The organism is Shewanella sp. SP2S2-4 (assembly GCF_031932025.1).
Classification (GTDB): Bacteria; Pseudomonadota; Gammaproteobacteria; order Enterobacterales; family Shewanellaceae; genus Shewanella; species Shewanella baltica.
The window spans coordinates 74,395-101,308 of the sequence record NZ_JAUOER010000012.1 but is presented as its reverse complement, the minus strand read 5'-3'; the positions used below and the strand labels follow the sequence as shown (position 1 = coordinate 101,308).

At 44.9% G+C, this 26,914-nt stretch carries 18 protein-coding genes; 12 read left to right on the top strand and 6 right to left on the bottom strand.

The genetic code is table 11. The features are described 5' to 3' along the window. Positions 1-57: 57 nt before the first annotated feature. The 4 genes from purL (at position 58) to cydX (ending at position 8,058) form a co-directional block, all read left to right on the top strand. The gene (gene purL / locus Q4Q54_RS11770) at positions 58-3,939 is read left to right on the top strand and encodes a phosphoribosylformylglycinamidine synthase (RefSeq protein WP_311988540.1); all 3,882 of its coding nucleotides are present in this window, start codon (positions 58-60) and stop codon (positions 3,937-3,939) included. Between the two features lie 1,271 nt (positions 3,940-5,210). Beyond that, positions 5,211-6,767 carry a cytochrome ubiquinol oxidase subunit I gene (locus tag Q4Q54_RS11765; RefSeq protein ID WP_106651106.1) on the top strand — a complete coding sequence of 519 codons (1,557 nt, stop codon included), beginning with the start codon at positions 5,211-5,213 and terminating at the stop codon, positions 6,765-6,767. Positions 6,768-6,782: 15 nt separating this feature from the next. Beyond that, on the top strand, positions 6,783-7,922 hold the full coding sequence (gene cydB / locus Q4Q54_RS11760; RefSeq protein WP_106651105.1) for a cytochrome d ubiquinol oxidase subunit II: 1,140 nt from the start codon (positions 6,783-6,785) through the stop codon (positions 7,920-7,922). Positions 7,923-7,941: 19 nt separating this feature from the next. Next, positions 7,942-8,058: a cytochrome bd-I oxidase subunit CydX gene (cydX, locus tag Q4Q54_RS11755; RefSeq protein WP_006082469.1), complete on the top strand. Its 117-nt coding sequence runs from the start codon at positions 7,942-7,944 to the stop codon at positions 8,056-8,058. 262 nt (positions 8,059-8,320) lie between these two features. On the opposite strand, the gene Q4Q54_RS11750 is transcribed toward cydX, so the two are convergent. Then, positions 8,321-10,324, bottom strand: coding sequence for a methyl-accepting chemotaxis protein (locus Q4Q54_RS11750; protein WP_311988519.1), 2,004 nt, complete (start codon positions 10,322-10,324; stop codon positions 8,321-8,323). A gap of 259 nt (positions 10,325-10,583) precedes the next feature. Here Q4Q54_RS11750 and Q4Q54_RS11745 point away from each other — a divergent pair, with 259 nt between their 5' ends. Then, on the top strand, positions 10,584-10,829 hold the full coding sequence (locus tag Q4Q54_RS11745; RefSeq protein WP_107948475.1) for a YdcH family protein: 246 nt from the start codon (positions 10,584-10,586) through the stop codon (positions 10,827-10,829). On the opposite strand, the gene Q4Q54_RS11740 is transcribed toward Q4Q54_RS11745, so the two are convergent. Together Q4Q54_RS11740 and Q4Q54_RS11735 are read right to left on the bottom strand one after the other, a co-directional pair. Beyond that, the gene (locus Q4Q54_RS11740; protein WP_311988518.1) at positions 10,826-13,894 is read right to left on the bottom strand and encodes an efflux RND transporter permease subunit; all 3,069 of its coding nucleotides are present in this window, start codon (positions 13,892-13,894) and stop codon (positions 10,826-10,828) included. The genes Q4Q54_RS11745 and Q4Q54_RS11740 overlap by 4 nt on opposite strands. A 2-nt stretch (positions 13,895-13,896) precedes the next feature. Further along, positions 13,897-15,003 carry an efflux RND transporter periplasmic adaptor subunit gene (locus Q4Q54_RS11735; RefSeq protein WP_311988517.1) on the bottom strand — a complete coding sequence of 369 codons (1,107 nt, stop codon included), beginning with the start codon at positions 15,001-15,003 and terminating at the stop codon, positions 13,897-13,899. Positions 15,004-15,142: 139 nt separating this feature from the next. Here Q4Q54_RS11735 and Q4Q54_RS11730 point away from each other — a divergent pair, with 139 nt between their 5' ends. Together Q4Q54_RS11730 and Q4Q54_RS11725 are read left to right on the top strand one after the other, a co-directional pair. After that, positions 15,143-15,769, top strand: coding sequence for a TetR/AcrR family transcriptional regulator (locus tag Q4Q54_RS11730; protein ID WP_311988516.1), 627 nt, complete (start codon positions 15,143-15,145; stop codon positions 15,767-15,769). A 123-nt stretch (positions 15,770-15,892) separates the two neighbouring features. Then, positions 15,893-16,837, top strand: a complete 945-nt coding sequence (locus tag Q4Q54_RS11725) for a DUF6268 family outer membrane beta-barrel protein (RefSeq protein WP_311988515.1) — start codon at positions 15,893-15,895, stop codon at positions 16,835-16,837. A 12-nt stretch (positions 16,838-16,849) separates the two neighbouring features. Here the strand turns inward: Q4Q54_RS11725 and Q4Q54_RS11720 are convergent, their stop codons facing one another. The 3 genes from Q4Q54_RS11720 to Q4Q54_RS11710 all read right to left on the bottom strand — a co-directional run bounded on the left by Q4Q54_RS11720 (position 16,850) and on the right by Q4Q54_RS11710 (position 20,766). Beyond that, entirely contained in the window at positions 16,850-17,410 is a 561-nt protein-coding gene (locus tag Q4Q54_RS11720; RefSeq protein ID WP_311988514.1) for a chalcone isomerase family protein, read from the bottom strand. Between the two features lie 292 nt (positions 17,411-17,702). Next, positions 17,703-18,182: a DUF2947 domain-containing protein gene (locus Q4Q54_RS11715; RefSeq protein WP_311988513.1), complete on the bottom strand. Its 480-nt coding sequence runs from the start codon at positions 18,180-18,182 to the stop codon at positions 17,703-17,705. Between the two features lie 82 nt (positions 18,183-18,264). After that, a complete protein-coding gene (locus Q4Q54_RS11710) occupies positions 18,265-20,766 on the bottom strand; it encodes a 6-hydroxymethylpterin diphosphokinase MptE-like protein (RefSeq protein ID WP_311988512.1) in 2,502 nt (833 codons plus the stop codon). Between the two features lie 538 nt (positions 20,767-21,304). On the opposite strand from Q4Q54_RS11710, the gene pseB reads away from it, so the two are divergent. Genes pseB through Q4Q54_RS11685 form a run of 5 tightly spaced genes read left to right on the top strand, consistent with a single transcriptional unit; the run spans position 21,305 to position 26,906 of the window. Next, positions 21,305-22,300, top strand: a complete 996-nt coding sequence (gene pseB / locus Q4Q54_RS11705) for a UDP-N-acetylglucosamine 4,6-dehydratase (inverting) (protein ID WP_311890040.1) — start codon at positions 21,305-21,307, stop codon at positions 22,298-22,300. After that, a complete protein-coding gene (gene pseC / locus Q4Q54_RS11700; RefSeq protein ID WP_311988511.1) occupies positions 22,300-23,445 on the top strand; it encodes a UDP-4-amino-4,6-dideoxy-N-acetyl-beta-L-altrosamine transaminase in 1,146 nt (381 codons plus the stop codon). The genes pseB and pseC overlap by 1 nt, the downstream gene beginning before the upstream one ends. Further along, positions 23,445-24,143, top strand: a complete 699-nt coding sequence (pseF, locus tag Q4Q54_RS11695) for a pseudaminic acid cytidylyltransferase (RefSeq protein WP_311988510.1) — start codon at positions 23,445-23,447, stop codon at positions 24,141-24,143. The genes pseC and pseF overlap by 1 nt, the downstream gene beginning before the upstream one ends. Before the next feature lies 1 nt (position 24,144). Further along, positions 24,145-25,779, top strand: a complete 1,635-nt coding sequence (pseG, locus tag Q4Q54_RS11690; RefSeq protein ID WP_311988509.1) for a UDP-2,4-diacetamido-2,4,6-trideoxy-beta-L-altropyranose hydrolase — start codon at positions 24,145-24,147, stop codon at positions 25,777-25,779. Continuing rightward, positions 25,776-26,906, top strand: a complete 1,131-nt coding sequence (locus tag Q4Q54_RS11685; RefSeq protein ID WP_311988508.1) for a Gfo/Idh/MocA family oxidoreductase — start codon at positions 25,776-25,778, stop codon at positions 26,904-26,906. Before pseG ends, Q4Q54_RS11685 begins: the two co-directional genes overlap by 4 nt. The last annotated feature ends 8 nt before the right edge of the window (positions 26,907-26,914 follow it).

The window sequence follows — 26,914 nt, the reverse complement described above, 5'->3', positions numbered from 1 at the left end:
TTATAATAGCGCCACCTCTGACCCCTGCAATAATAAATAATAAGGTGAATAGACGTGATGGAGATCATCCGCGGAGCCCCTGCACTCTCGACGTTTAGGGTGCAAAAGCTGATGGAGGCCTGCGAAAACGCTGCGCTTCCGGTACGCCAAATCTATGCTGAGTATGTTCATTTAGCGGATTTGAGCGAGTTGCTCGACACAAATGAACGCCAGCAACTTGAAAAAATTCTCACCTATGGACCTGCGATAGAAGCTCATATCCCCCAAGGTTCACTCCTGTTTGTCACTCCTCGCCCCGGTACTATTTCTCCTTGGTCTTCAAAAGCCACTGACATCGCACACAATTGTGGCCTTGGTAAAGTGAAGCGTTTGGAGCGAGGCGTTGCGTATTATGTCGAGTCAGACGCGCTCACTGTGCCTCAGCAACAAGCCCTGAATGCGTTGCTGCACGATCGCATGGTGGAAATTATCCTCGATGATTTTACCAAAGCCGATGTGCTGTTCAAACGCACTGAGCCTGCGCCGTTTAAGAGCGTCAATATTCTTGGGGAAGGTCGCCGCGCACTAGAAGTGGCTAACACTGCATTGGGGCTTGCCTTAGCCGAAGATGAAATCGACTATTTAGTCGAAAACTTCGTCCGTTTAGGCCGTAATCCCCACGACATCGAATTGATGATGTTTGCCCAGGCGAACTCTGAGCATTGTCGTCACAAGATTTTTAACGCAGATTGGACCATTGACGGTGAAGTTCAGCCTAAGTCATTGTTCAAAATGATTAAGAACACCTTTGAAACCACGCCTGATCACGTGTTATCTGCCTACAAAGATAACGCCGCTGTGATGGAAGGCTCGGTTGCCGGTCGTTTCTTCCCCGATCCAGATGGGGTGTACAACTACCATACTGAACCTATGCACATCCTGATGAAAGTGGAAACCCACAACCATCCAACCGCCATCAGCCCCTATCCTGGCGCTGCAACCGGTTCAGGTGGTGAAATCCGTGATGAAGGCGCAACGGGCCGCGGTTCTAAACCTAAAGCCGGTTTAACGGGCTTTAGCGTATCCAATTTAAAAATCCCGGGTTTTGTTCAGCCATGGGAAGGTAACTATGGCAAGCCAGAGCGCATCGTCAGTGCGCTGGACATTATGACCGAAGGCCCACTGGGCGGCGCGGCATTTAACAACGAGTTTGGTCGTCCTGCGCTGGTCGGTTATTTCCGTACCTACGAGCAGGAAGTCAGCAGCCATAACGGTGTTGAAGTCCGCGGTTACCATAAGCCGATTATGTTAGCCGGTGGTTTGGGTAACATTCGCGAAGAGCATGTACAGAAGGGCGAAATCACTGTTGGCGCTAAGCTGATTGTGCTGGGTGGCCCTGCGATGAACATTGGTTTGGGTGGCGGCGCCGCTTCATCTATGGCATCGGGTCAATCGAGTGAAGATCTCGACTTTGCTTCTGTGCAACGTGAAAACCCCGAAATGGAACGTCGTTGTCAGGAAGTGATTGACCGCTGTTGGCAGCTTGGCGATAAAAACCCTATCCAATTTATCCACGATGTGGGCGCGGGCGGTTTGTCGAACGCTTTCCCTGAACTTGTGAATGACGGCGAGCGCGGCGGTTTATTCAATCTGCGTAACGTGCCTTCAGATGAGCCAGGCATGAGCCCGCTGGAAATCTGGTGTAACGAATCACAAGAACGTTATGTGATGTCCGTTGCCCCTGAAAACCTCGCACTATTTACTGCAATTTGTGAGCGTGAGCGCGCCCCGTTTGCGGTTGTGGGTGAAGCGACGGCGGAGAAACACCTGACGCTTAGCGACAGCCATTTCGATAATAATCCTATCGATTTGCCGCTCGAAGTCTTATTAGGTAAAGCGCCTAAGATGAGCCGCGATGTGGTATCAGCCAAAGCGGTATCGCCAGCGCTCGAACAAAACAAGATTGATGTTAAAGAAGCGGTTAAACGCGTGCTGAGCTTGCCTACAGTTGCGGATAAAACCTTCCTTATCACCATTGGCGACCGCACAGTTACGGGTTTAGTTAACCGTGACCAAATGGTGGGTCCATGGCAAGTGCCTGTGGCCGATTGCGCGGTCACTGCTGCAAGCTTTGATACCTACGCCGGTGAAGCAATGTCACTGGGCGAGCGTACACCGCTGGCACTGCTTGATTTTGGCGCATCTGCCCGTATGGCAGTGGCTGAATCAATTATGAACATCGCTGGTACCGATATCGGTTCATTTAAGCGTATCAAGCTTTCTGCCAACTGGATGTCTGCTGCGGGTCACCCCGGTGAAGATGCGGGTCTTTATGAAGCGGTTAAAGCCGTAGGTGAAGAACTGTGTCCAGAGCTGAGCCTAACCATTCCTGTCGGTAAAGACTCTATGTCGATGAAGACCGCATGGCAGCAAGATGGCGCGGATAAAACCGTGACGTCGCCAATGTCATTGGTCATCACTGCTTTTGGCGTGGTGCAAGACATTCGCAATACAGTGACGCCTGAGCTGCGCACAGATAAGGGCGAAACGTCTTTGCTGTTAGTGGATTTAGGTGCGGGTAAAAATCGTTTAGGCGGTTCTTGCTTAGCCCAAGTGTTTGGTGAGTTGGGTGATATTGCGCCGGATCTTGACGATGCTGCACTGCTGCGCGGTTTCTTTGAAACCATGCAAAATCTAGTGGCGAAGAAATCCGTTATCGCTTACCACGACCGAAGCGACGGTGGCTTATTTACCACCTTAGTGGAAATGGCCTTTGCGGGTAATACTGGCTTAGACATAGATGTAGAAGATTTGCAGGGCACGGATTTAGAGCGACTCTTTAATGAAGAGCTCGGCGCTGTGTTGCAAGTGAGCCGCGACAATGCTGCTAAAATTGCCGCTCAGTTTGCTATCGCAGGCGTACCTTGCCATGTGATTGGGACTCTCGCTGACGATCAACGCATCACCATTAACGATGGCGCGCGTGAAATTTTCAGTGATAGCCGTGTTGCGCTGCGTACCTTGTGGTCAGAAACCACGTATCGTATGCAAGCCATGCGTGATAACCCAGCGTGCGCACTGGAAGAGTTCAAACTTAAACAAGACGAAACCGATTTAGGCTTAACGGTTAACTTAAGCTTCGATCCAAGTACTGACGTTGCCGCGCCTTATATTCTTAAAGGCGCTGCGCCTAAGATGGCGATTTTACGTGAGCAGGGCGTTAACTCCCACGTGGAAATGGCCGCTGCCTTTGACCGTGCTGGATTTGAAAGCCGCGACGTGCACATGTCTGACATTTTATCTGGCCGTATCAGCCTAGAGGATTTCCAAGGTCTAGTGGCCTGTGGTGGTTTCTCTTATGGTGACGTATTAGGCGCTGGTGAAGGTTGGGCTAAGTCGATTCTGTTTAATGACCGTGCTCGCGATGAGTTTTCACGTTTCTTTGAACGTGACTCAAGCTTTGCTCTCGGCGTGTGTAACGGCTGTCAAATGCTGTCAAACCTGAAAGAAATCATTCCAGGAAGCGAGCATTGGCCACGTTTTGTGCGCAACCGCTCAGAGCGTTTCGAAGCGCGTTTCAGCTTAGTTGAAGTGCAACAGAGCCCGTCGTTATTCTTCCAAGGTATGTCAGGTTCGCGTATGCCTATCGCTGTATCGCACGGTGAAGGTTTGGCTGAGTTTGCCAGCCCTGAAGCGCTGGCGATTGCCGAAGCGTCAGGCACAATTGCCCTGCGTTTTGTCAATGGTAAGGGTGATATCGCGACTCAGTACCCACAAAACCCGAACGGTTCTCCAAATGGCCTAACGGGCATTTGTACCACAGACGGACGCGTAACCTTGATGATGCCGCATCCTGAACGTGTGTTCAGAACGGTCGCTAACTCTTGGCATCCAGATGCTTGGGGTGAAGATAGCCCTTGGATGCGTATGTTCCGTAATGCGCGAGTGACCTTAGGTTAAGCGAGTAAACTCAGCGGCTTTTACCTGTATTGATGGGTAAAAGTGGGTTTAGTTAATCGTAAAAAAGGAGCGATAATTTCGCTCCTTTTTTTATATTTAAAATGCACCTTTATGAAATATCTTGGATTTCAAATCATTAACACTTATTGCAAATAATCTAATAGACCAAAGTGAAAAAATAGCTTCTTTCATCGGTAAATACCTATTAATAGGTATGTTGCATACTTGATACTGGAAGCGACGTTTTATGGGGTTCTAGAGTTGAAGGCAGATGTTGCGGCTTTAGAATAGAAAAAGCCCCCACTCTCAAAGAGATGGGGGCTCGTTTTGCGCTAACAAAACTTCAAATTAATGCAATAAATTTCACGAGTAATTCTGGGGATTATTTCAGCTCATTAGCTGTATAAAGTTCAACAAAAACACGCTTGTAGCTGTTAACCAGACGTTCAAATAATTTAGTCATATCGATATCTCCACACCAAAAGTTAATACCTATGTGCGCGAAGTTGGCATTGACTGGGCTACGACACCAGTTCTACCAAATTGTCTCCTTAACACAGGACATATATTAAACAACTCAGGTTAGCTTCTCAAACGAGAAAAAATACAATTATTCATTATTAAAACTAATGAATTTTAATGCTGTTTTTATATGCTAATTTCTATGTATGGATTTATATATTGATTTTAAAGGTTTTAAATTAATTTCCGCTGAAAATATTTTTATGTTTTCTTAGTTAATTTGTTGCAACATTATTTGTTTGTTAGTTTTTTGGCAGCTGGAGCTGATTTGTGGCGGCTAATCAATAAAAGTAGGGGTTTACACTAATTAATGCGTGCTCACTACTCCTGTTTTATGTGGTTGTCAATCCCTCTCAATGGGGAAGTGTGTGCCTCACCGCAAAACCCACCTAAACCACTGAGTTTGATTGATTTGCATCAAAGCGAGGTGGTATAAAATAGCCACAAATGAAAGCGAATAAATATCTTAACTATCTGATATTTATATCGATGAGATCATTTGATTGATTAAGTGGTAGGGTGTTGGTCTCAGTTACTTGCGATAGTGTGACTCGCGTCTCAATATGCGACGGATATTGGTACTTTTTAACCCTTGCTGCTTCGAACTAATGAAAAAGATTAAATTTAACGGTTTATACTGATGTTCAGATATAAACACAAAATGAAAACTCACTATCCTACAAAGGCACTTGCTGTGATTGACGCGGGTTTTGTCATAGCAATTGGACGCACCAAGTAAGGAGTCACCGATGATTGTTGAAGAGGTTGTTGAGCTATCGCGGTTGCAGTTTGCGCTGACAGCCATGTATCACTTCCTGTTTGTTCCCTTGACCTTGGGGTTGGCATTTTTGCTGGCTATCATGGAATCACTGTATGTGATGACAGATAAACAAATTTATAAAGATATGACTAAGTTCTGGGGTAAGTTATTTGGTATTAACTTTGCCTTGGGGGTTACCACAGGTTTGGCAATGGAATTCCAGTTTGGTACTAACTGGTCTTACTATTCGCATTACGTAGGGGACATCTTTGGTGCGCCTCTGGCTATTGAAGGTTTAATGGCCTTCTTCCTCGAATCTACCTTCGTCGGTATGTTCTTCTTCGGTTGGGATCGTTTCACTAAACGTCAGCATTTAGTGGTGACTTGGTTAGTGGCCTTTGGCTCTAACATGTCGGCATTGTGGATTTTAGTGGCAAACGGTTGGATGCAAAACCCTGTGGGTTCTGTGTTCAACTACGAAACCATGCGCATGGAAATGACCAGCTTCGCCGAAGTGGTGTTTAACCCTGTTGCGCAGGTGAAGTTTGTTCACACTGTGGCTTCGGGTTATGTGGCGGGTGCCATGTTTGTACTGGCAATCAGTGCTTATTACATCCTCAAGAAACGTGACTTACCTTTTGCCCGTCGCTCATTTGCGATTGCGGCAAGCTTTGGTATGGCGGCGATTTTATCGGTTATCGTGTTAGGTGATGAATCTGGTTATAAAGTCGGTGAAGCACAGCGTGTTAAGTTAGCGGCAATTGAAGCTGAATGGCACACAGAACCTGCTCCTGCGGCCTTTACTGCGGTTGGTTTCCCAAATCAAGAAACCATGCACACGGATTATGCGATCAAAATTCCTTATGCAATGGGCATTGTGGCAACCCGTTCATTGGATGAAGAAGTCACGGGGATCCGTGATTTGATTGCTGAGCATGAAGTGCGTATCCGTAACGGTATGAAAGCTTATGCTATGTTAGTGAAGCTGCGTGCGGGTGAAGAAACCCCTGAACTGCGTGCGGCCTTTGAAGAAGCAAAAGTCGACTTAGGCTATGGTTTCTTACTGAAACGCTACACAGACAAAGTGGTTGATGCCACTGAAGAGCAAATTAAAGCAGCAGCTAAAGATTCTATCCCGAACGTAGCACCGATTTTCTGGAGCTTCCGTGTGATGGTGGGTCTAGGCTTTATCATGTTGTTCGTATTTGCTGCGGCATTCTGGCAAAGCACACGTCATCAAATCGCTGAGAAGAAATGGGTACTTAAAGCTGCACTTTATAGCTTGCCATTACCTTGGATCGCGATTGAGTGTGGTTGGTTTGTGGCTGAGTATGGTCGTCAACCTTGGACGATTTCTGAGGTACTACCGACCTTTATGTCTGCATCAAGCTTAACGACTGGCGACTTATGGTTCAGTATCCTTTCTATCACCCTGTTCTACACTGTGTTGCTGGTGATTGAGATGTTCTTGATGTTTAAGTTTGCCCGCATTGGTCCGAGTAGTTTAAAAACTGGTCGTTATCATTTCGAGAACCTAGAAGCCTAAGCAGAGGATTTCATTATGTTTGATTATGAAATATTAAGAGTTATCTGGTGGGCTCTGATCGGCGTACTGTTCATCGGATTTGCGGTTACTGACGGTTTTGACATGGGTGTCGGTGCGTTACTGCCAATCATAGGCAAAGACGATACTGAACGCCGTATCATGGTCAACACTATTGCTCCCCATTGGGACGGCAACCAAGTGTGGTTAATCACAGCAGGTGGTGCGTTATTTGCCGCTTGGCCTATGGTGTATGCAGTGTCTTTCTCTGGCTTCTATGTCGCCATGATGTTAGTGCTGTTTGCCCTCTATATGCGTCCAGTTGGATTCGATTACCGTTCTAAAATCGAAAATCCAAAGTGGCGTAAGTCATGGGACTGGGCTTTGTTTGCCGGTGGTTTTGTGCCTCCGCTGATCATAGGTGTAGCCTTTGGTAACTTGTTACAAGGCGTACCGTTTGAATTCGACGAGTTCCTACGTGCGACTTACCACGGCGGTCTATTCGGTCTGTTGAATCCTTTCGGTCTACTGGCTGGTCTTGTGAGCGTGAGCATGTTTATGATGCAAGGCGCTTCTTGGCTACAAATGAAGACAGATAGCGAGCTGCGAGTTCGTGCTGCGAAAGCCACGCAATTCTTCGCACTATTAGTGGCTGTGTTGTTTGCAGCAGCAGGCGTGTGGTTAGCCAATGGTATTGATGGTTATGTAGTGACTTCAGTACTGGACCATAATGCGGTGTCTAACCCAGCAATGAAAACAGTCGCGATTGAAGCGGGTGCTTGGCTTGCCAACTATGACAAATACCCCATCACTATGTTGTTCCCTTTCTTAGGTGTGCTATTGCCGCTGTTAGTGATTCTGGTGAGCCGCTTTAACCGTTCAGGTTTTGCGTTCCTATTCAGTTCGCTGACTGTCGCTATGGTTATTTTGACGTGCGGTGCAGCTATGTTCCCATTCGTCATGCCATCATCACTAGACCCTAACGTCAGTTTGACTATGTGGGATGCAACAGCTAGTAAAACTACCTTAGGGGTGATGACTGCTGCCGCTGCGATTTTCGTCCCTATAGTATTGAGCTACACTGTTTGGACTTATTTCAAAATGTTTGGCCGTATCGGCCGTAAACATATTGAAGATAACAAAGCCTCACTCTATTAGGCATTAAGGAGCATCTGCTATGTGGTATTTTACGTGGATATTAGGGGTTTTGTTGGCCTGTTCTTTCGGGATTATCAATGCCCTGTGGCTTGAGAATACTGAGAACATGGACAGATCGGCTGATGATGCCGAGTAACGTCTAAACTCGATTTAAAAAACCTCGCACTAGCGGGGTTTTTTATTGGGATTTATTTGCTGGATTAGGCAAGGTTTAACCTGTGTTGGGTTCATCTAAAAGCTATCCTCAACAATGTTCTCCTATCACTTTCTTAAATAATGCCTCAAAACTCCCGTGCCTCGCTCCCATAAAAATGCCACCCAGTGTGGGTGGCATTTGATACATAACTCATTAGACATTTGAGCTAGTGGTGTTAATTGAACCTGTCGAGCGAGTCTATCTAGGCCTTAAATTGGCTTATTTGGCGTTTTAAGGCCGCAGCTAAGGAAGACAGTTCATTGGCTGAATGTACGGTTTCAGTGGCACGGTGCTCGCCTTCATTTGCCAGTTCACTGATCTGATGCAGATTATGAGTAATTTCCTCTGCAACACTGCTTTGCTGCTCGGTAGCTGAGGCGATATTGCGTGAACTAATGGCAAGTTCGCCAATCCGGCGGGTGATTTCCTTAAGCTGCTCGCCGGTTGCTTCACCCTGTGCTGCGGATTCCATGCCTAATTGATGACTCTGGCCCATTTGTTCTGTGGTACTTTTCACTTGCATTTGTAGCTTTCCAATGGTTTGGCCAATTTCTAAAATGGATGATTGGGTGCGCTGGGCTAAAGTTCTCACCTCATCGGCTACGACCGCAAAGCCTCTACCTTGATCGCCTGCACGCGCCGCTTCAATCGCCGCGTTAAGTGCCAGTAAATTTGTTTGCTCGGCAATACTGTTAATCACTTCGGTAACTTTACTGATGGCTTCACTTTCGTGACTCACTTTTTCAACCGACTGATGACTATTACTAAGCTGTTCACTGAGTTTGAGTAAATCCTGCACCACTTTAGTTTGCTGACCTTGGCCTTCTTTGGCTGCGGCATCCACTTGCTGGCTCTGCACTGCGCCATCTTGGGCATGATTCGCCACATCGCGAATAGAGGTCGACATTTCTTCAATGGCAGTGGCAATTTGATCCGTTTGTAGCATCAAGGCCTGAGCTTCTTCGCCATTCTGTTTGGCAATACTTTGTGCCTTAGAAGCCTGCTGCTCTAAACTCATCACCGAATCCTGCAGGGCAATGATCAACTGTCTTAGTTCAGAGGACATGGTCGATACGCTGGTGGTCATGCGATCAACTTCGTTTTGACTCTGTGGTTCCGATGGCGCTAAGTGATGACTAAAATCGCCACTCCCTAGCCTTTCCATATGCACTTGTAGGGCATGTAACGGTTTAAGAGCACGGATTAATACTACTGAAAGCAGTGCCGTGATCAGTGCAATCCCAGTGAGGGCAACGATAGCGTTGATAGTGAGTAACTGCATACTTTCTTCATTGAGTTCACTTGCCTTAACTTGGCCTACCAACATCCAATTCCAGCCGGTTACGGTTTGGCTATAGGCAAACATAGGCTCATTTTTACTATTGATATAACTGTACTCAGAATCATCTTTCGTGGCCTCAGCCACACTTAACCCATCGAGCATACTTTCGGTGATAACGTCGCCCGCATTAAATTTAGGATGCGCGACAAGTACATTGTCCGCTTTACGTACTAACAGAAAATGACCGCTTTCTTCTAAGGTGAGTCTGTTTACTGCATCTTGTAATTGTTTTAATGAGCTAGTGATATCAAAGCCAATATACAAGATACCAATGACTTGGCCTTGGACGTCCTTTACTGGGCGATAGACTGTCATATAGTCTTTGCCGAAGAGTTTGGCGTAGCCTTCGTATTCTTGGCCGCTGATCAGCGCTTGATAGCCTGGATGGGTTTTGCCTAGGAAGGTCCCTAATGCACGGCTACCATCGGCTTTTTTGAGTGAGGTCGACACCCGCATAAAGTCATCGCCATCGCGCACGAATACCGTTGCTGTGCCGCCCGTCAGGTTTGCAAAACGATCGACTTTGCTTTTTGAAGAGTTAATTTGTTCTTGTTCGTGCATGAGGGCGGGAGAGCTGACTCCCATCAGATTAATAGTTTTATCTGGCTGACTAAATTGCCCCGGATACATTTCCTTAAACACATCGGCGTTGCGCCTAGCAAGTTGCAAAAGACTATCGTATTGCAGTTCTAACATGTCTGAAACGGCACGCATTTCGGACTTCATGGCACTTATGCCTTTATCTTCTAATACATTTGAAGCGGCTTTGTAGGAGACGGTACTGAGTATACCAAAGATGATGAGTGTGAGGATAAACGCGAGGGCACCTATTTGTTTTGCAATAGGCCAATTTTTATAATTCATCGTACGATCCTATAGGTAACGGTTACATCAATGTAGCCTAAGTCTCACTCCATGGTCTTGATATGGGTCTAGTATTTAAGCAATTGTATAGTCAATTCTTTGATATTTTACCAGTTTTAGACTTGAGTTAATGGATTCATTCCACAGACATGTCGGCAGATAAAAAGTCTCGCTAACTGGCTGTATTGTGATGGCATGGACTAAGCTGCTTAAGGTGAATGGAGTTCATAGTGTCAGAACCATTATAGGGGAAGTGTATATGCTAGGTGAGAATCATGCGTTGGTTTATGAGTTTCCAGATTTTGTTGATCAAATTAAGCATCTAAAAGCCAATAATAGCGCTTTTGCTACCATGGCCAGTCGTTACCATGAGCTCGACAATAAAATCAGGGCATTGGAGTTAACAAAAGTGCCCACTGCCGATGAGCACTTTTTAGCGTTAAAATTAGAGCGGTTAAACCTTAAAGATAAACTGTATCAATACCTAGTCCACGATGCGATTTAAGCAGGAATGGCGGACTGATTGTTCGCCTTACGGGTTTTCATCAACAGTAAATACATAGTCGGTACCCAAACCAGAGAGAGCAACGTCGTCAGCAGCGTGCCGCCCGCGATAGCAATGGCAAAGGGAGGCCAAAATCCGCCGCCAGCAATGATAAGCGGGATAAAACCGCCCACTGTGGTGATGGTTGTCGAGCTGATATGGCGGCCACAACTGCTGACGGTTGAGACTATGGTTTCCATATCGCCGAGTCTGGCACTCGGCATATCCTCAAGTTCAGCCAAGATCACTATGGCAGCGTTAATGGCCAGTCCCATCAAGCCTAGTAAACCTATGATGACCGGGAATCCAAAGGGATAGCCGAACACATACACGGCTAATAGGCCAAGCCCTGCCGATTGTATCGCGCTCAATAAAATAATCGCCGTGAGCCTGAAGGAGTTGAACGACAACACCACAGTGGCCAATAACAAGGTGACGACTAACATCACATTGGAGAGCAAATTGCCGACCGCTTCGTTACGTTTTGCGCTTTCACCCCCGATTTCAATGCGATAACCCGATGGCAGCGCGAGTTGTGCCACTTTATCTTTGACATCGTTCAGCACCTGGGCGGGTAACACGCCACTGACAATATAGGCTTCTATGGTATTCACCCTTTGGCCGTTACGTCTTGGAATGGCGCCGCGACTCACTTGTACTTCGTTGTGGGCGAGGGCAGAGAGCGCGACCGACTCACCCGAAGGTGTCACTAATTGGATTTCTGAAAGGCGGGTGACTTGTTCGCGACTGCCATCACCGAGTCGCACTCGAACGGGTAATGACTCCGTTTGCTCAAGTACGCTGCCACCGATAACGCCCGTGGTCGACATTTGGATTTGCTTGGCGATATCCGTCAGACTTAAACCACTCATTAAGCTGGCATCTTCATTCACTTGCAGCCAAAGCTTAGGCGCACCGGCACTTAAGGTGGCTCGGGTATGGAGCACGTCCGGTGTTTGCGCGAGGATATTGCGAACTTCGTCGCCCAGCGATCGCAACGTATCGAGATTCGGACCGAAGATCATCAACTCTACCGGCGCATTAAAGGGCGGACCTTGCTCGAGTTTGCGTACTAGCACTTGTGCTTCGGGGAAAGCACTGTCGAACTGCTGTTGTAATTCGGGGATCAGCTCATTGGCACGTTCAAAGTCGGTCACTTTCACCATGGCCTGCGCATAGTTAGTCGCGCCCTGTTGGCGCTGCGTCAGGTTGTAATAAAATGAGGGCGTATTGCCGCCCACCACCCAATCGACTTGGGTTATCCCATTCACGGCATGGAGCTTTTTATCCATCAGTTGCACTTGGTTTAAGGTGTTTTCTAAACTCACATGGGGCGCAAGATAGACTTCAATTTGGAACATGTCCCTGTCCGATGGCGGAAAGAATTGCTCTGTCATCTTGCCCGAGGCGTAAAAACCTAATACTGGCGTAATACCAATAAGCAGCGCACTGAGAATAGGGCGCTTAAGGGCGATTCTGAGGCTGGTTTGAAAATATTGACTCACCCGCGGGAGGTTGATCCCGTGTTGATACCAGACATCATGTTTGCCTTCATGGCTAAATCGTCCCGCGAGTCCCGCAATTATCGTGTGGGAAATCAGGTAAGAGCCCAGCAGCGCAAACATCACTGACATGGCAATGCCGCCGACAAACTCCCCAGCGGCACCGGGCATCAGCACTATGGGCGCAAAGGCTAAAATCGTGGTAATCGTGGACCCCGCTAAGGGTAACCAAAGGTGGTGTATGGTTTCACTCACTGCGGCTAGGCGGCTCATCCCTTGTTGGCGCCGTTGTGAGATGGCATCAACAATCACAATCGCATTATCCACCATGATCCCAAGGGCGACGACGAGTCCAGTCACCGACATTTGATGTATGGGCAGGCCGATATATTTCATGCAGGCCAAGGTAAATAGTGCTGTAAGGGGCAATGAAATCGCCACTATGATGGCGTTTCTTAGTCCTAGGGTAAGTAGCAATACCAGCAAGATGATCACAAATCCTTGCAGCAGGTTTACCACGAGTCCGCCAAGGCGATCGCTGGTGTAACTGTTTTGCTCGAATAGCCATTGGATCTGGATATTGGCGGGCACTTCGCGATTAAGTTCATCGACGACGCTATTCACTTGTGCTTGCCAGAGATCGACACGGTTATTGTTAAGCATGCGCGCGGCGACAAAAACGCCTTGTTCACCATCGACTAAGGCTATGCTGTCCGCGGGCGTTTTGGCTTGGCGCGTGACAGTGGCAATATCTCCAAGGCGAATAATTTGGCCTTGGTTATCAATTTTAAGTGGCACTTGGCAAATGCGTGTTAATGAGTCGAGTTCGCCCGAGACTTCGACTAAGGCGCGAAATTCACTGTTATTAATTTCACCCGCGGCAATTTTACTGTCGGCGCCGCTGAGAATATGGGCGATGGAAGCGGGAGTGAGTTGTAACTGGCTCATCTTGTTGCCATCGAGCTGCACTAGCATTTCTTCGGTCGGCGCGCCGTAGAGTTTGACAAAATCCGTGCCCGATAACAGCCTGAGCCTGCTCTGTAATTCCTTCGCGTAGCGGTTGAGCATATCGACTCGAACGGGCGTATTGCTATTCCACACTAAGCTTAAAATGGCGGTATAGGCATAACCAATTTGATCATCGAGTGTCGGGGATGGTATGCCCTCGGGCAGATTGATTTTCGCATCGGCTAATAAATCCCGCGCCCGAGACCACACGGGATCTGTCTCCATGACTGTGTCTTTTAATTCTAACTGTATGACTGAAATCCCCGGCCGAGAGGTCGATTGGATCAGCTTGATTTCTTCTAAGCGTCTGAGCTGATTTTCGAGCACTTCCGTGACTAATGCTTCGACCCGTTCAGCCGAAGCTCCGGGATAAGGGGTGATCACAGAGGCGAAACGGTTAGTTATGTGTGGATCTTCAGTGCGCGGCAGACTCGAGATAGCGCCAAAGCCCGCGACCAGTAATAGTGCAATAACGAGGCTGACTAAGCGGCCATTTTCAACAAAGGCTTTAATCATAACTACCTCGTGGCTGCGGCAATAGGAGACACGGCTTGGCCTACGACCAGCTTATGGAGTCCTTGGCTGACATAGATTTCATTGGGCTGAATCGCGCCTTGAATGTAGGCCATGTCTTGGGTTGTGTAGAGAATTTCCACATCTCGGCGCTCTATGATGGATTGCTGTTCATCATTTGCGATGACATACAGATTCCATAATCCGCGAATGCCATCCGTCAGCGCTGAAATTGGCACCCAATACCCAGCCTGCTCAATTTGCTGCTGTTGATGCAGATACGCAATTTCACCGTTAATCACACGGGCATCTTGGGGCAGGCTGATCCTAAGTTGTAGGGTGCGACTGACGGGATTCACTTCGGCGCTGATACCGGCAATTTCGGCGGTAAAGGTTTGGTCTTGCACGCTGACTTGTACTTGCTGTCCGGCGTGAAACTGCTCCGCTAACGCGACAGGTACGCCAATGTAGGCTTCAGGATTGATATTGCCCACTAAGGTGAAAATGGGGCTACCCGCAGCAACCACTTCGCCTAAGTTATGCAGTCTTTGGCTGATGGTGCCGTCGAAAGGCGCCACTAAGATGGATTTATCGAGCTTAAGTTGATTGGCATACTGTGAGGCAAGTAGGCGGTTTTTCGCCGCGGCTAAGCTATTTAATTGTGAGCGGTTTTCATCTAAAAGCTGCTCAGAGACATAACCCGATTTTTTCAATTCTTGATTACGTTTTAGAGTGCTGGTGGCCAGATCAACATCGGCTTGGGTTTGCGCCAGACTCGCTTGGATCTCTTGACGTTCGGCTTCGAGTAGTCGGGTATCGAGAATTGCCAGTATTTGACCTTGCTTCACTTTGATGCCGGAATCGGCCTGTAGTTCGTTTAACTTTCCTGCTAGTTCAAAGCCGACGCCAGTCGTGTTGCCCGCACGGATAGTCCCCGTGAAGGTCTGCTCGTGCTGATAGCTTGGGGTCAGGATCAACGCTTGGCTCGTGACTGTGGGCAGTACGGTTGTCGTGGCGTGTTCAGTGACTTCCTTTTGACAGGCGGATAATGTGACTAAAGCAAACACGCAGACGCTGATAGTGCGCCAAGAACGTCGGGCAGTTCGATCCATTTTAAGTGCTTCCGCTGTAAGTTAAACGTTAATGCCATGTAACTAGACTTGCTAGTCTAGTTGTGTGGAACTAGACTGTCTAGTCTATTTTGTGCTTAACTAATGCCAATTTATTAGGTCTACCTATTCGAGAGTCGATATGACGCATTCCTCTGAGACGCAGTTACCTCTGAGCCGTAGCGAACAAAAACGTCAGCAAGTGCTTGTGGCTGCTATTGATTTATTTTGTCGTCAAGGGTTTCCCCATACCAGTATGGATGAGGTTGCCAAGCTTGCAGGCGTGTCGAAACAAACCGTTTATTCCCATTACGGCAGTAAAGATGAATTATTTGTTGCGGCAATTGAATCTAAATGTGTTGGCCATAATCTTAATGATGATTTGTTAAGTGATCCCACTAAGCCGGAATCCGCATTAACCCAATTTGCCCTGCAATTTGGGGAGATGATCGTCAGCCCTGAAGCTATTACGGTATTCAAAGCCTGTGTGGCGCAATCCGAAAGCCATCCTGAAGTGTCGCAGTTGTTCTTCGACGCGGGCCCGAAACATATAGTGGGATTATTGGCGGATTATTTAGTGACAGTAGAGGCCCTAGGGCAATACCGCTTCGGTAATGCGCACCACAGTGCGGTGCGTTTATGTTTAATGTTGTTTGGTGAGCTAAAACTCAAATTAGAATTGGGCTTGGCGGCCGATGAACTCGTTAGCGATAGAAATGAGTATATTTTGGGTTGTGCAGACATGTTCCTGAAGGCGCATCGGGTTTAATAAAACTTGCACAATATAAAAGTATCATTTTGTATCTCAACATTGAAAGCATGAACCTTTTAGCTTGATAGCGCGTATTATGCGCAAAAAATCTGTTAATCATTTTAAATGCAAGGAGCTGACGTGGCTAATCGAGAACTCTCACCATCGAGCGCAAAACTGCGCCTGCTGAAAAGCGCTGTATTACTGTTGCCGTTAATGAGTTGTGCCGCTATTGCAGCGGATAAACCTTCGCAGGAATACAAGCCTTTTAGATTAAGTGTCGCGCAGATCAGCACCCAGAGTGCCGAGGTTGCCAATGGTAATACTGAGCTACAAAGGGACAGTTTATTACTGAGTGCAGGGATGAATGTTCCGTTAAATCAGCAATGGTCTTTGGGCTTTCGTGTGGGTTACGACAGGCTGGATTATGATTGGCGCAATATCACGCTCACTGGTGCTAACAATGTCGCCCCGCTGTTTGGTACCGACGGGCAGAATTGGGATCATATCAATCGTTACCGTGCCGGAGTGTCGTTAAATTATCGCATGGATAAACATTGGGCCTTCTTTTTAGCGCCGCAGATCCAATATGCTTACGCCGATACTGCATCGGCCAGCGAAGCCCAGAGTTACGGTATTGTGGCGTCTGCCATGTATGCATTTGATTCGGGGAATATGATTGGCTTTGGCGTCGCGTATCTCAATGATATCGATGAAGTTCGCACTGTGCCTTATCTCGCTATGCGCTGGCAGATAGATGAACATTGGGCACTCGCCAATCCTTTCCAAGCTGGTTTTAGTGGTCCTGCAGGATTAGAGCTGAGTTATCGATTTAATTCCGATTGGAATGTCGGCTTTGGTAGTTCGCGTCGTACTGAGCGATTCCTGATCGAAGACGATGACACTGTAGTGGAAACGAACGAATGGGTGAGTTATCTGCGCGGTGGTTGGCGAGCAACGTCTGCATTAACAGTGAATCTTTACGCCGGTTATTACTTTGATGGTGAGTTAGAAGTGACCGACCAAGCTGCGCTTGATATGGATAGCCAAGGCGCTGCGGCCTTGGATATCGAATTCAAATTCTAACGTTAATGTCAGTTATTTGCCTAGCATGGCCTCTTTGAGGCTTTTCTGGGCTGGCTTGTCACCTAGCCAAATTTTTAACAGTGCTTGACGGAACATTTCACCTTCGATGGTGGCTTGTTCCTGACCATTTTTATAGGCCGTCATGCCGCGGGCTTTATTGGCGACTAAGGTAAATTGGTCGCCTTCTTTAATTTCTTCGTTAAACAGCGCCATAAAAGCATCGATTTGCGGTTGAATATCGGCGGTATTATCTGCCGTTGCGTGCTCAAAACCTTCGGTGATCGCATCGCGCATTTTTTCAGAGGTGATCATGCCTGAGGTAATATTAAGGCGGATTGCCGCAATTGGAGCATCGATAACCGCAGTCGTGTTACTCAAGGCTGCTGGCAAATACAGACTGCCCACATATAAATCCATAAAGAACTTACTGCGAACCCCCGCGCCATTGAGTTGTAATGCTTGACTATCTAATGTCACTGTATCGGCGACTTGCACACCTGAGACTTCTTTGGCCATTAATGTGTGGGGTAATAACAGCGCGCTGGCTAGGGTAAGAGTGGAGAGTAACTTCATAATACACCTCATTTTTCTATTTTAATTATTGGGTTTTAAGTAAAGCTTTATGAGTATTTACAGCAGAAAGTTGACCCCAACTTCTCAAATACTCGGCATCGGAAATGGATGTTAATCTAAAGAAGAGGGGAGAGATAGGCTAATTGTGCTTAAGTATCTTTCGAATATGGCATACTCATCATTAAGTATGAGCATGCCAACAAGATGACTCATCGCGTTAAAATACTGACGTAAAAGTATTGCTGTAAAACTATTGGCGGGTAAATTATCAGCGTTAAGCAACTGGTATAAATTATCCGCGAGTGCCCAGCTTGTACTGTCCACTCTGTTCGAACATCACGGCTTGTTTCTGTTTTGGTGAGATCAAAATTGGACCGTCGTCGAAGAAGAGAAAACACTTCCAATTACGGACGAACACATCCCAACGAGTTTCAATAATCTGATATTTTTCATAGCAAAAATAGACGGTTGTCTCATCTGGCCATTGTATAAACTCGGCTAACACGGCGGGTAAACTGCTCTCTTCACTATCCCAAGCACTCTGCCAATGATCTGTTTCCACCCAAGCATCAGCCTTCGCCGCCCAATCTCCCTTAGTGAATTGTTCCGCACGACTACTCTTGTTGCTAATCCATTGGTTCCAGATTTCCATCGCACTTTTATCTGTTAACGGCAGGATATGCGCCTTGTCCTCGTCAGTGACAGGCAAGTCCTTGTGGTTGAAAATCCACTTACGGCGGTATTGATCTAGCGGGATATAAGTGTTGGCCACATTAGCTCTTTATTACATAGTTAATTATGCCCAATTATACCTAAGGTTAGCGGATTTGTGGATCTTAAGCTTACATAATTTGTCAATTTGACTTCAGTTCTAAATTACCGTAGAGCTGTTGTAAATGTGTTTGTGCTGCAAAGTTGTTCGGATCTAATGTTAATATTTCTGTTAATACGCTCACGGCTTGTTCGGGTTGGCCTATATCCTTCCAAAAAAGCCCAAATTTGAGAAGCACCGGAATATCAGTTGGGTATTTTTCTAAATAGTTTAGATAATAGTCTAACGCTTGTTGGTACTTACCTTGAAGCTTAAGTATCTGAGCATAGTGAGGTAAGTAATCGTCACTAAATACAATAATTTTACTATAAGTGTTTTCAGCCAGCGTAATATCCTTGAGCTTCAGAGAGAGTAATATAATTTGTTTTAGTTCAGTTTCCGTACGATACTCTTCTGAGATATTAAGTATAGACTCTAGTGCTGCGGACTCTTCGTGCAGAAGTAAAAATTGGTAACTCGAGGCTAAATAATATAAACGGGTTAACTCTGGGTTATCTGTGATAAATGGACTGATGTATTGAATCATTTTGCAGATCCCGAGTAAGTGCTGATTTTGCATTAAGATCGCCAGCTTTTTAAATGCATCTTCCACATTATTGACAGTAGCCTCTTTTGCACTAGTACTGTGACTCTGTTGGCTAAGATATTGTAAGTATTCTTGTTCAATCTCGTCGAGTAGAGCTATATCTGCATCATTCAACTTCTGATGGTCGGGCATATAGTTTTGTTTCCAAATTAATGCTCGGCCTAGCTGATTATCCTGCCGCCACTGTCTAGCAATCGCCGGTATATCTGTTGGCACAGTGAGTTCAGCTAATCTTATTTCCACTCTGGATGCGGCATCATTGATTAAGACGCTAAGTTCAGTGGCTATGTTTAAATATGCCTTATAGTAAATGTTATTATTTGTACTGAGATCTAATTGTGACCAATGTTCGCTCTGTTTTGTCGATAGGAAATGTGAGAATTCGTAGTAGCCGTAAAATTTAATTAAGCTTCCAAAATGGTGGTATTTTTGATTGAGTGTTTTTTCAATCTTGTCTATTTTTCTGTGTAGTTCAACAACGGTGTGTGTGGTACCCTCTATTTTTAGCATGGTATTTGAATAATGCAGGGCCTTTTTGAGCAATTTTATTAAGGCATTAAAAGTGTTTGAGGTTAAAGAGAGATCAGTTAGGGTATTTGCTAATAGCTTACGTCTTTGTTCGATAGATAGTTTGTGCTTACTTGGTTGAAGTATAGCTCTATCTTCAGGTGTAATTGTTGCTAGCACCAGTTGTTCTGGTGAAAGCTGTTGTATACCCTCAATTCTTGCAGCGTTTGCTGATAAATTGATACACTTTGCATGGTAACAAATCACTTCTTCTTGTAAAGATTGCATGGCTTGAAGGAGTTGTATTGGAGTTTCTGCCATTTCACCTGAATAGGTTTCTACCCACTCGAACATGACTCCTAAATTAGGGCCAATATCTGCACCGAATGTATTCTTTGCATGGGTTGCACCAGACTGAGAATGACAAAAATCAGAGCCACAAAGTAATATTTGTTCAAATCCCATTTCTTCGGCAATTTGCACAGCGGCATTAGTTACGGTAGGGCCTTTTGGCAAAATATTATCGCTATCTCGAGAATCCCAAGGTATTCGTGGACCTGTGTATAGCACGCTGCCAGCCCACTGTCCGAGTAATAGTGGACTAACATGATATGAGCAAATAAATAGACTGTTTTCGTACAAGGCCATCATTTCTTTATTTACTGTCAACGCATGATCTTGGGGGTCGACCGAAACTATGATGTCTACAGGAATCCCTGCAATAGTCAGTTTATACGCTACTCTCGATACAGCGAAAATAACTAACTGTTCTCGATGGCTTTTTATCCAGTCGATATGCTCATCTAAAGAAGGGCCTCCGCCTAAAACTATGCAGGTTTTACCCATGAATTTTTGTTTTAGTATGGATGCGGGCTGAAGAGTTTCACTTAAATTAATTAGTTGCTTTTTAATAAATATTTTCTGGGAAAATCCGATATTGCTTTCGAAGTGCTCGTGTTCTATTTTTTTTTCAACGAAATAATTTAATTGTGCATATTCATCAATGTAGTTCCCTGAAACTGCAATTGAACGATGAACTTTAAATTGATTTTTAGCAATAAAAATATTATTACGAGTTTCTTTTAATAATGCATCAAACATCTCAGGCGAACATATTTCAATTGATTCAGATAGTTCGTCTGGGACTTCAATTGTTAGTAAGTTCAGTACTGCATTAAAGTCTACAAAAATAAATTTACTGCCATCGGGAATAGCTAGCTCCATGACATAGTTAGCAAGTAAACCAGAATCCAGACCTATGACTATGTGTAGGGTATCTTTATGGGAAAACTCGGCCTTATACCTATTATTAAATAGCGTTTTCGAGTCGCATTGCTCAAAGGTGTTGCGATTAATGCTCGGTAGATAGTACTCATTGAATTGACTAACCGAGAAAACAGCGGAGAGAATGGGTTCGTTTACTGTCATCATCTGTTGTGCACCTTGTTATCTCGTTAGAGTCAAATTTTTGGCAAACATTGAGTATGTATGGACAATTTTCGCATATTTTCATGCTGATAACATAATGAAATCAAATTGATTTTGTAAACTTTAGCACGATTGCCTCACAAATAGTTATTGTATCTCTGGGACTTAATATCAAAATTTGTATAAAAAACGCTCGTTTTTTGCTTTTGATGATTTTGCTAATTTAGGGAAATAAGTCAAATTGCTCTGGATTAGACTTTTACTGTAGTCATATTGATGATTAAAACCACAGTTTGGAATAGATTGTCGTAAAAATTCTAAAAACGGTCGACAATTCAAATTAAGTTACTAAAATTATATAAATTTATGCATGGTTGTGGTTTAGTAGCTTTCATGTTTTTACCTATGGTAATCATCGTTTTGGCCTTACCGTCAGTGAATTTTGTATGTTTTTTGCTTTATAACTAATGTTCCAACCTTAGTAGGTTGTGATATACCTAGTCAGATAGTGTTGGCACTACAGTGATCATTCGGAGCGTATATGTTTGACAATAAATCGATTCTCATAACAGGTGGAACAGGTTCTTTTGGTCAAAAATATACCAAAATGATATTGGCGAAATATAAACCAAAACGGTTGATTATTTTTTCACGTGATGAGCTAAAACAATACGAAATGCAGCAAGTTTATAACGCGTCTTGTATGCGTTATTTCATAGGTGATGTACGTGATGCTGATAGACTTGTCCAGGCGTTGAAAGATGTTGATTACGTGATTCATGCCGCTGCGTTAAAACAAGTACCTGCCGCCGAGTACAATCCTATGGAGTGTATTAAAACCAACATTCATGGTGCTGAGAATGTGATCAAAGCAGCAATCGCGAATAAGGTCAGGCGGGTAATTGCATTATCAACAGATAAAGCTGCGAATCCGATCAATTTATATGGAGCGACTAAGTTGGCTTCTGACAAATTGTTTGTTGCTGGAAATAATATTGTGGGTGAAGGTAATACCCGGTTTTCAGTGGTGCGATACGGTAATGTTGTTGGTTCTCGTGGTTCAGTAGTACCTTTTTTCAAATCATTAGTGAATAACGGTGCCGTTTCTTTACCTATCACTCATCCCGATATGACTCGCTTTTGGATTACCTTGCAAGATGGGGTGGACTTTGTGCTTAAGAATTTTTCCCGGATGCAAGGTGGTGAGATTTTTGTCCCTAAAATTCCGTCTGTTCGCATCACTGACTTAGCTGATGCCTATGGTGCAGGATTAAAGCGTGAAATTGTAGGTATACGCCCAGGTGAGAAAATGCATGAAATTATGTGTCCTGGGGATGATTCGCATCATACACTTGAGTTCGATGACCATTTTGTTATTACACCGAGCATTTCATTTTTTGGTAAGAATAATAACTATTCTACTAATATGTTAGGTGAAACAGGCACCTTAGTCGAACAAGGATTTGAGTATCATTCGGGTAATAATCCTCATTTCTTATCAATTGAGCAAATAAAGTTACTCGATGAGGAAGCATAATGATTCCTTATGGACATCAATCAATAAGTCAATCAGACATTGATGCAGTTACGGCTGTTTTGACTTCTGACTATCTGACCCAAGGTTCCCAGGTGCCTATGTTCGAATCGGCAGTTGCAACTGTAACTCGGGCAGAGTATGCCGTAGCGGGTAACAGTGCGACCTCTATGTTACATGTGGCCTGTTTAGCACTGGGTGTTTTACAACAAGATATCGTTTGGACTTCTCCGATCACTTTTGTAGCATCAGCTAATTGTGCTCTCTATTGTGGTGCGAAGGTTGATTTTGTTGATGTTGATCCCCTCACTGGTAACATGTGTGCAATTGCTCTCGCTAACAAACTACAAGAAGCCAAAAAGCAAGGTTGTCTTCCTAAGGTTATAATACCCGTTCATTTATGTGGCCATAGTTGCAACATGGATGTGATAGGAGCGCTTGCAAAGCAGTATGGTGTAAGGGTTATAGAAGATGCCTCACATGCTATAGGTGGGCAATATCAGGATCAATATATTGGTCAGTGTCAGTATAGTGACATTACGGTATTTAGTTTTCATCCTGTTAAAATTATCACTACTGCTGAAGGAGGTGTCGCTACAACTAATTGTGCAGAACTTGCTAAGGCAATGGTTTTTTATCGCAGCCACGGTGTGACACGGGATAAAGAGATGATGCTAAGACCTGATGAAGGGGATTGGTATTATGAGCAGCATTTTTTGGGCTTCAATTATCGTATGACGGACTTACAAGCTGCGTTAGGAAATAGCCAAATTACGCGTCTAGATGAGTTTGTAGCTAAACGTAATCAATTAGCTCGTCGATATCATTTCCTATTGAAAGACACTGGGGTTGAATTTGTCTCTCCGTTAGATAATACACTTAGTGCTTATCATCTTATGATGATTTTATTGCCTGAGAATATTGCCCGTAAAGTGGTTTTTGATGCGATGAGAGCGGCAGGTATTTGTGTACATGTTCACTATTTTCCTGTGCATTTACAGCCGTATTATTTAAATCTAGGTTTTGCTGAGCATGATTTCCCTCAAGCTGAGCAGTTTTATCGCCATTGTTTAACCTTGCCGCTTTATCCCGATCTTAGGGACGAACAGTTAGTTTTTATTACTGAAACATTAAAAGGATTATTGTAGTGAACGTGGCAATAATTCCCGCCCGTGGTGGCAGTAAACGTATACCGAGAAAAAATATTAAGGCATTTAATGGTAAACCCATTATTGCTTATACAATTGAAGCTGCATTAATTAGCGGTTGTTTCGATCGTGTTATAGTATCAACTGACGATGATGAAATTGCCGCGGTTGCGCTGCAATATGGTGCTGAAGTTCCCTTTGTCCGTCCCTTAGCATTAGCCGATGATTTTGCGACGACAGGTGTGGTGGTGACGCATGCGCTTAACTGGTTAATAGAGTCTAACTCTAAGCCTTCGTTTGCTTGCGTTATGTATGCCACGGCCCCCTTTATTCGAGCGGAAATATTAAAAGACGCATTTGCGACATTAAAGCAAAACAAGCATAAAAAGTTTTGCTTTGGCGTAACAGAATTTCCCTCTTCAATTCAACGTGCCTTTAAAATAACGACTAACGGAGATGTTGAGATGTTTCAACCAGAGTATTTTAATACTCGCTCTCAAGATCTTGAAAAAGCTTACCACGATGCAGGTCAGTTCTATTGGGGCACGACAGAAGGCTTCTTGGAGAGTAAGGGGATGTTTTCGAGTGATTCTATACCTTATCCATTACCTCGCCACCAAGTTCAAGATATTGACACTCCAGAAGATTGGGCAAGAGCCGAGGCACTATATCAAGTGATGCTCAAGCAAAGTGCCTAAGATGAAGAGGATCGTTTTTAGAGTAAATGCTGGGCAGGGGATCGGGATTGGTCACTTAGTCCGTTGTGCTGTGCTTGCAAGAGAATTGATTCAACAAGGTCATAAATGCCTTTTGGTATTGGGAGCTGTCGAGCAGGAGTTATCCGCATTTGTTGAAGGACTCGATTATATTTCACTCAATTTAGTATCGCCAACTTACCAAGATGAGTCACATGATGCTGCGTTATTTCTGAGCGTAGCGAATAACTTTTACGCAGACTGGGTTGTCGTGGATGACTATTATTTGGGTCGAGATTGGGAGTTATTGATTAAAGCACATGGCTATCAAGTATTGTCTATTGATGATCTTTGTCGCCCCCATGAGTGTGACATCTTGTTAGATGTACGTTGGCGTGGGGACAATACGTCTCTTTTTTACCAAGGTAAATTACCTTCACACTGTATGGCCTTACTTGGCCCAGAGTTTGTGCTGTTATCTGAACATTATCAACAAGCCGTTATACATTCGCAGCCTGCAGAACTGCCTTATACTCTCTTAGTAGGTCTTGGTGGTGGCGGAGATATTGTTACTATTCGCAAGTTAATAGAGAATTTAGAACCTTTAGCGAAACGAAATCAGATAAAGATTCAGGTTATCCTTGGGCCCCTGTTTGATGACTCTCTAACTTTTATCGCTGAATGTGCGGACACTCCTTGGGTTGAGCCGCTCATTGGTATTAAAGAATTGTACCCTCATCTAAAGGCGTGCGATTTATATATAGGTGCAGCAGGCGGAATTTTATATCAATTGCTTGCGCTCAATAAACCAGCATTGACCTTTTCAACGGCAGAAAACCAAGTCACGCCAATAGAGCAGTTAGAAGATATCGGCCACTTCTTCCATGTTGACCAATGGTGTGAGCAAGATGTTGCTTGTCTTCCTGAATTTGTGGATGCGGTTATAAGGCATAATGGCCGAGTCCAAGGTTTACTTAATTCATCTCGATTTCATTTAGATGGGCTAGGGGCCCAAAGAGTCGTCAAAGCCATGATGGGCGAATTAACACCTGAGGAGAAAGTGAAACATTCTGCACCGTGTGTTGAGTTGATCCTCTCGAAACATCATAGTTTACGTCCTGTTAGCGATCGAGATATTAATCATTACCTTGATAGCCGTAACTTAGTAGCTAATGCGCAAAATATGATTAATGTGCAGCCCATTCCGCGTTTAGCGCACTATGCATGGTGGTTCAACACACAACGTGAGTCTTATTTACTGTCAAAAAACGGACAAGCTTGCTTGTATATTTGGCATCAAGTGAGACAAGTTGCACAACTACATTTTTTAATCGGCGGTTGGTTTGTTTGTGACGATGACACGGGATTCCAAGATGCGCTACTTGCACTTAATTGGCAGTTAACTCATTGTGATAAAAAGTATTCTGGTATTCCTTGGATTGCGGTTATTCATCGTGAGAACAAGTATGTGAAGCTGATGAATGATTATCTTGGCTTTGAGACAATAGACGAAACGCATCCCTATGCTTCAGCCATTGGCACGGTATTTGCTGATGCACATTATAGTCAGTTTTTCTTTGTAACTCGGACGACTAAGCCAGATCCGCAGCTACACAATATACAGGTGGTGGCAAAATGATCGCGATGGAAGTAACCCCACAACCGTTGAAGTTGGGATTTATTGGCGGTTCTTATACTTCGGCCGTGGGTTACGCCCATGGTGCAGCTAGTCAGTTGGACGGGCGTTGGCAATTAGTTTCTGGATGCTTTTCCCGCGATATAGATACCAGTTTAAAAACGGGCGCGACATGGCATCTTCCTGAAGATCGTGTGTATTCCGATTGGCAGCAATATATTGCCAAAGAGGCGGCGTTGCTCGATGCCGTTGTCGTGCTAACTCCAACACCAAGTCACGTTGATGTCGTATGTGCCTTGCTGCAAGCAGGAGTCGCTGTTATATGTGAAAAAGCGATGGCGGCGGATTTACAGCAATCGATAGCGATCCAAAAAGCCCTCGATGAGACTAAAGGATTCCTCGCTGTGACCTTTAACTACAGCGGTTATCCTATGGTGCGAGTGTTACGCAGGCATGTACAAAAAGGCACTTTTGGGGAGCTTAAACAGATCCAAATTGAGTTTCACTCAGATGGTTTTATTCAAGCACCAGAAAAAATGCATCCTCAAGCTTGGCGTTTGGTGGATGGTGCAATCCCTACGATTTTATTAGATCTTGCCGTGCATGTGCAGCATCTGAGTGAGTTTATTACTGGACAAATTCCCTTGAGCGTAAATGCCGATTTTCATCATTTCTCGATTTTTGATGGCATAGTCGATGACGCCTATTTGTGGGCAAAATTTGAAAAGGGGATGCGGGCTTCCTATTGGGTTAGTAAGACAGCTTTAGGCCATCGTAATGGGCTTAGAGTCAGATTATTTGGTGAACAGGCGAGTGCAGAGTGGTATCAGGAGGAGCCGGAGCGTCTGCATATCTACGGTAAAGACTCTGTGCGGATGACCTATGATAGAGGCAATTGTCATTTTAAAGAGGAAGTCCGCGAACGCTTTAAACCTGGACATCCCGCTGGCTTTGTTGAAGCTTTTGCTAATCTTTATAACGATATTGCCGATGCACTAGTTATGTTCCGTAAAAAGGGGCAATTTCAGTCGCCTTATGTATTTGGTTGGCAGCATGCCCATGATGGTCTCGTTATGTTAGACGCTGCTGTACAGTCAAATAAAACTGAGACATGGGTTGAGATAAATTAAAGGTTATG

Excerpts from the sequence above, each read along its gene's own strand:
- purL (WP_311988540.1), top strand. The coding sequence starts at position 58 with ATGGAGATCATCCGCGGAGCCCCTGCACTCTCGACGTTTAGGGTGCAA.
- Q4Q54_RS11730 (WP_311988516.1), top strand. The coding sequence starts at position 15,143 with ATGACGCATTCCTCTGAGACGCAGTTACCTCTGAGCCGTAGCGAACAA.
- Q4Q54_RS11685 (WP_311988508.1), top strand. The coding sequence starts at position 25,776 with ATGATCGCGATGGAAGTAACCCCACAACCGTTGAAGTTGGGATTTATT.
- pseC (WP_311988511.1), top strand. The coding sequence starts at position 22,300 with ATGATTCCTTATGGACATCAATCAATAAGTCAATCAGACATTGATGCA.
- Q4Q54_RS11740 (WP_311988518.1), bottom strand. The coding sequence starts at position 13,894 with ATGATTAAAGCCTTTGTTGAAAATGGCCGCTTAGTCAGCCTCGTTATT.
- Q4Q54_RS11710 (WP_311988512.1), bottom strand. The coding sequence starts at position 20,766 with ATGATGACAGTAAACGAACCCATTCTCTCCGCTGTTTTCTCGGTTAGT.
- pseB (WP_311890040.1), top strand. The coding sequence starts at position 21,305 with ATGTTTGACAATAAATCGATTCTCATAACAGGTGGAACAGGTTCTTTT.
- Q4Q54_RS11765 (WP_106651106.1), top strand. The coding sequence starts at position 5,211 with ATGATTGTTGAAGAGGTTGTTGAGCTATCGCGGTTGCAGTTTGCGCTG.
- Q4Q54_RS11745 (WP_107948475.1), top strand. The coding sequence starts at position 10,584 with ATGCTAGGTGAGAATCATGCGTTGGTTTATGAGTTTCCAGATTTTGTT.
- Q4Q54_RS11720 (WP_311988514.1), bottom strand. The coding sequence starts at position 17,410 with ATGAAGTTACTCTCCACTCTTACCCTAGCCAGCGCGCTGTTATTACCC.
- cydB (WP_106651105.1), top strand. The coding sequence starts at position 6,783 with ATGTTTGATTATGAAATATTAAGAGTTATCTGGTGGGCTCTGATCGGC.
- Q4Q54_RS11750 (WP_311988519.1), bottom strand. The coding sequence starts at position 10,324 with ATGAATTATAAAAATTGGCCTATTGCAAAACAAATAGGTGCCCTCGCG.
- pseG (WP_311988509.1), top strand. The coding sequence starts at position 24,145 with ATGAAGAGGATCGTTTTTAGAGTAAATGCTGGGCAGGGGATCGGGATT.
- cydX (WP_006082469.1), top strand. The coding sequence starts at position 7,942 with ATGTGGTATTTTACGTGGATATTAGGGGTTTTGTTGGCCTGTTCTTTC.
- Q4Q54_RS11735 (WP_311988517.1), bottom strand. The coding sequence starts at position 15,003 with ATGGATCGAACTGCCCGACGTTCTTGGCGCACTATCAGCGTCTGCGTG.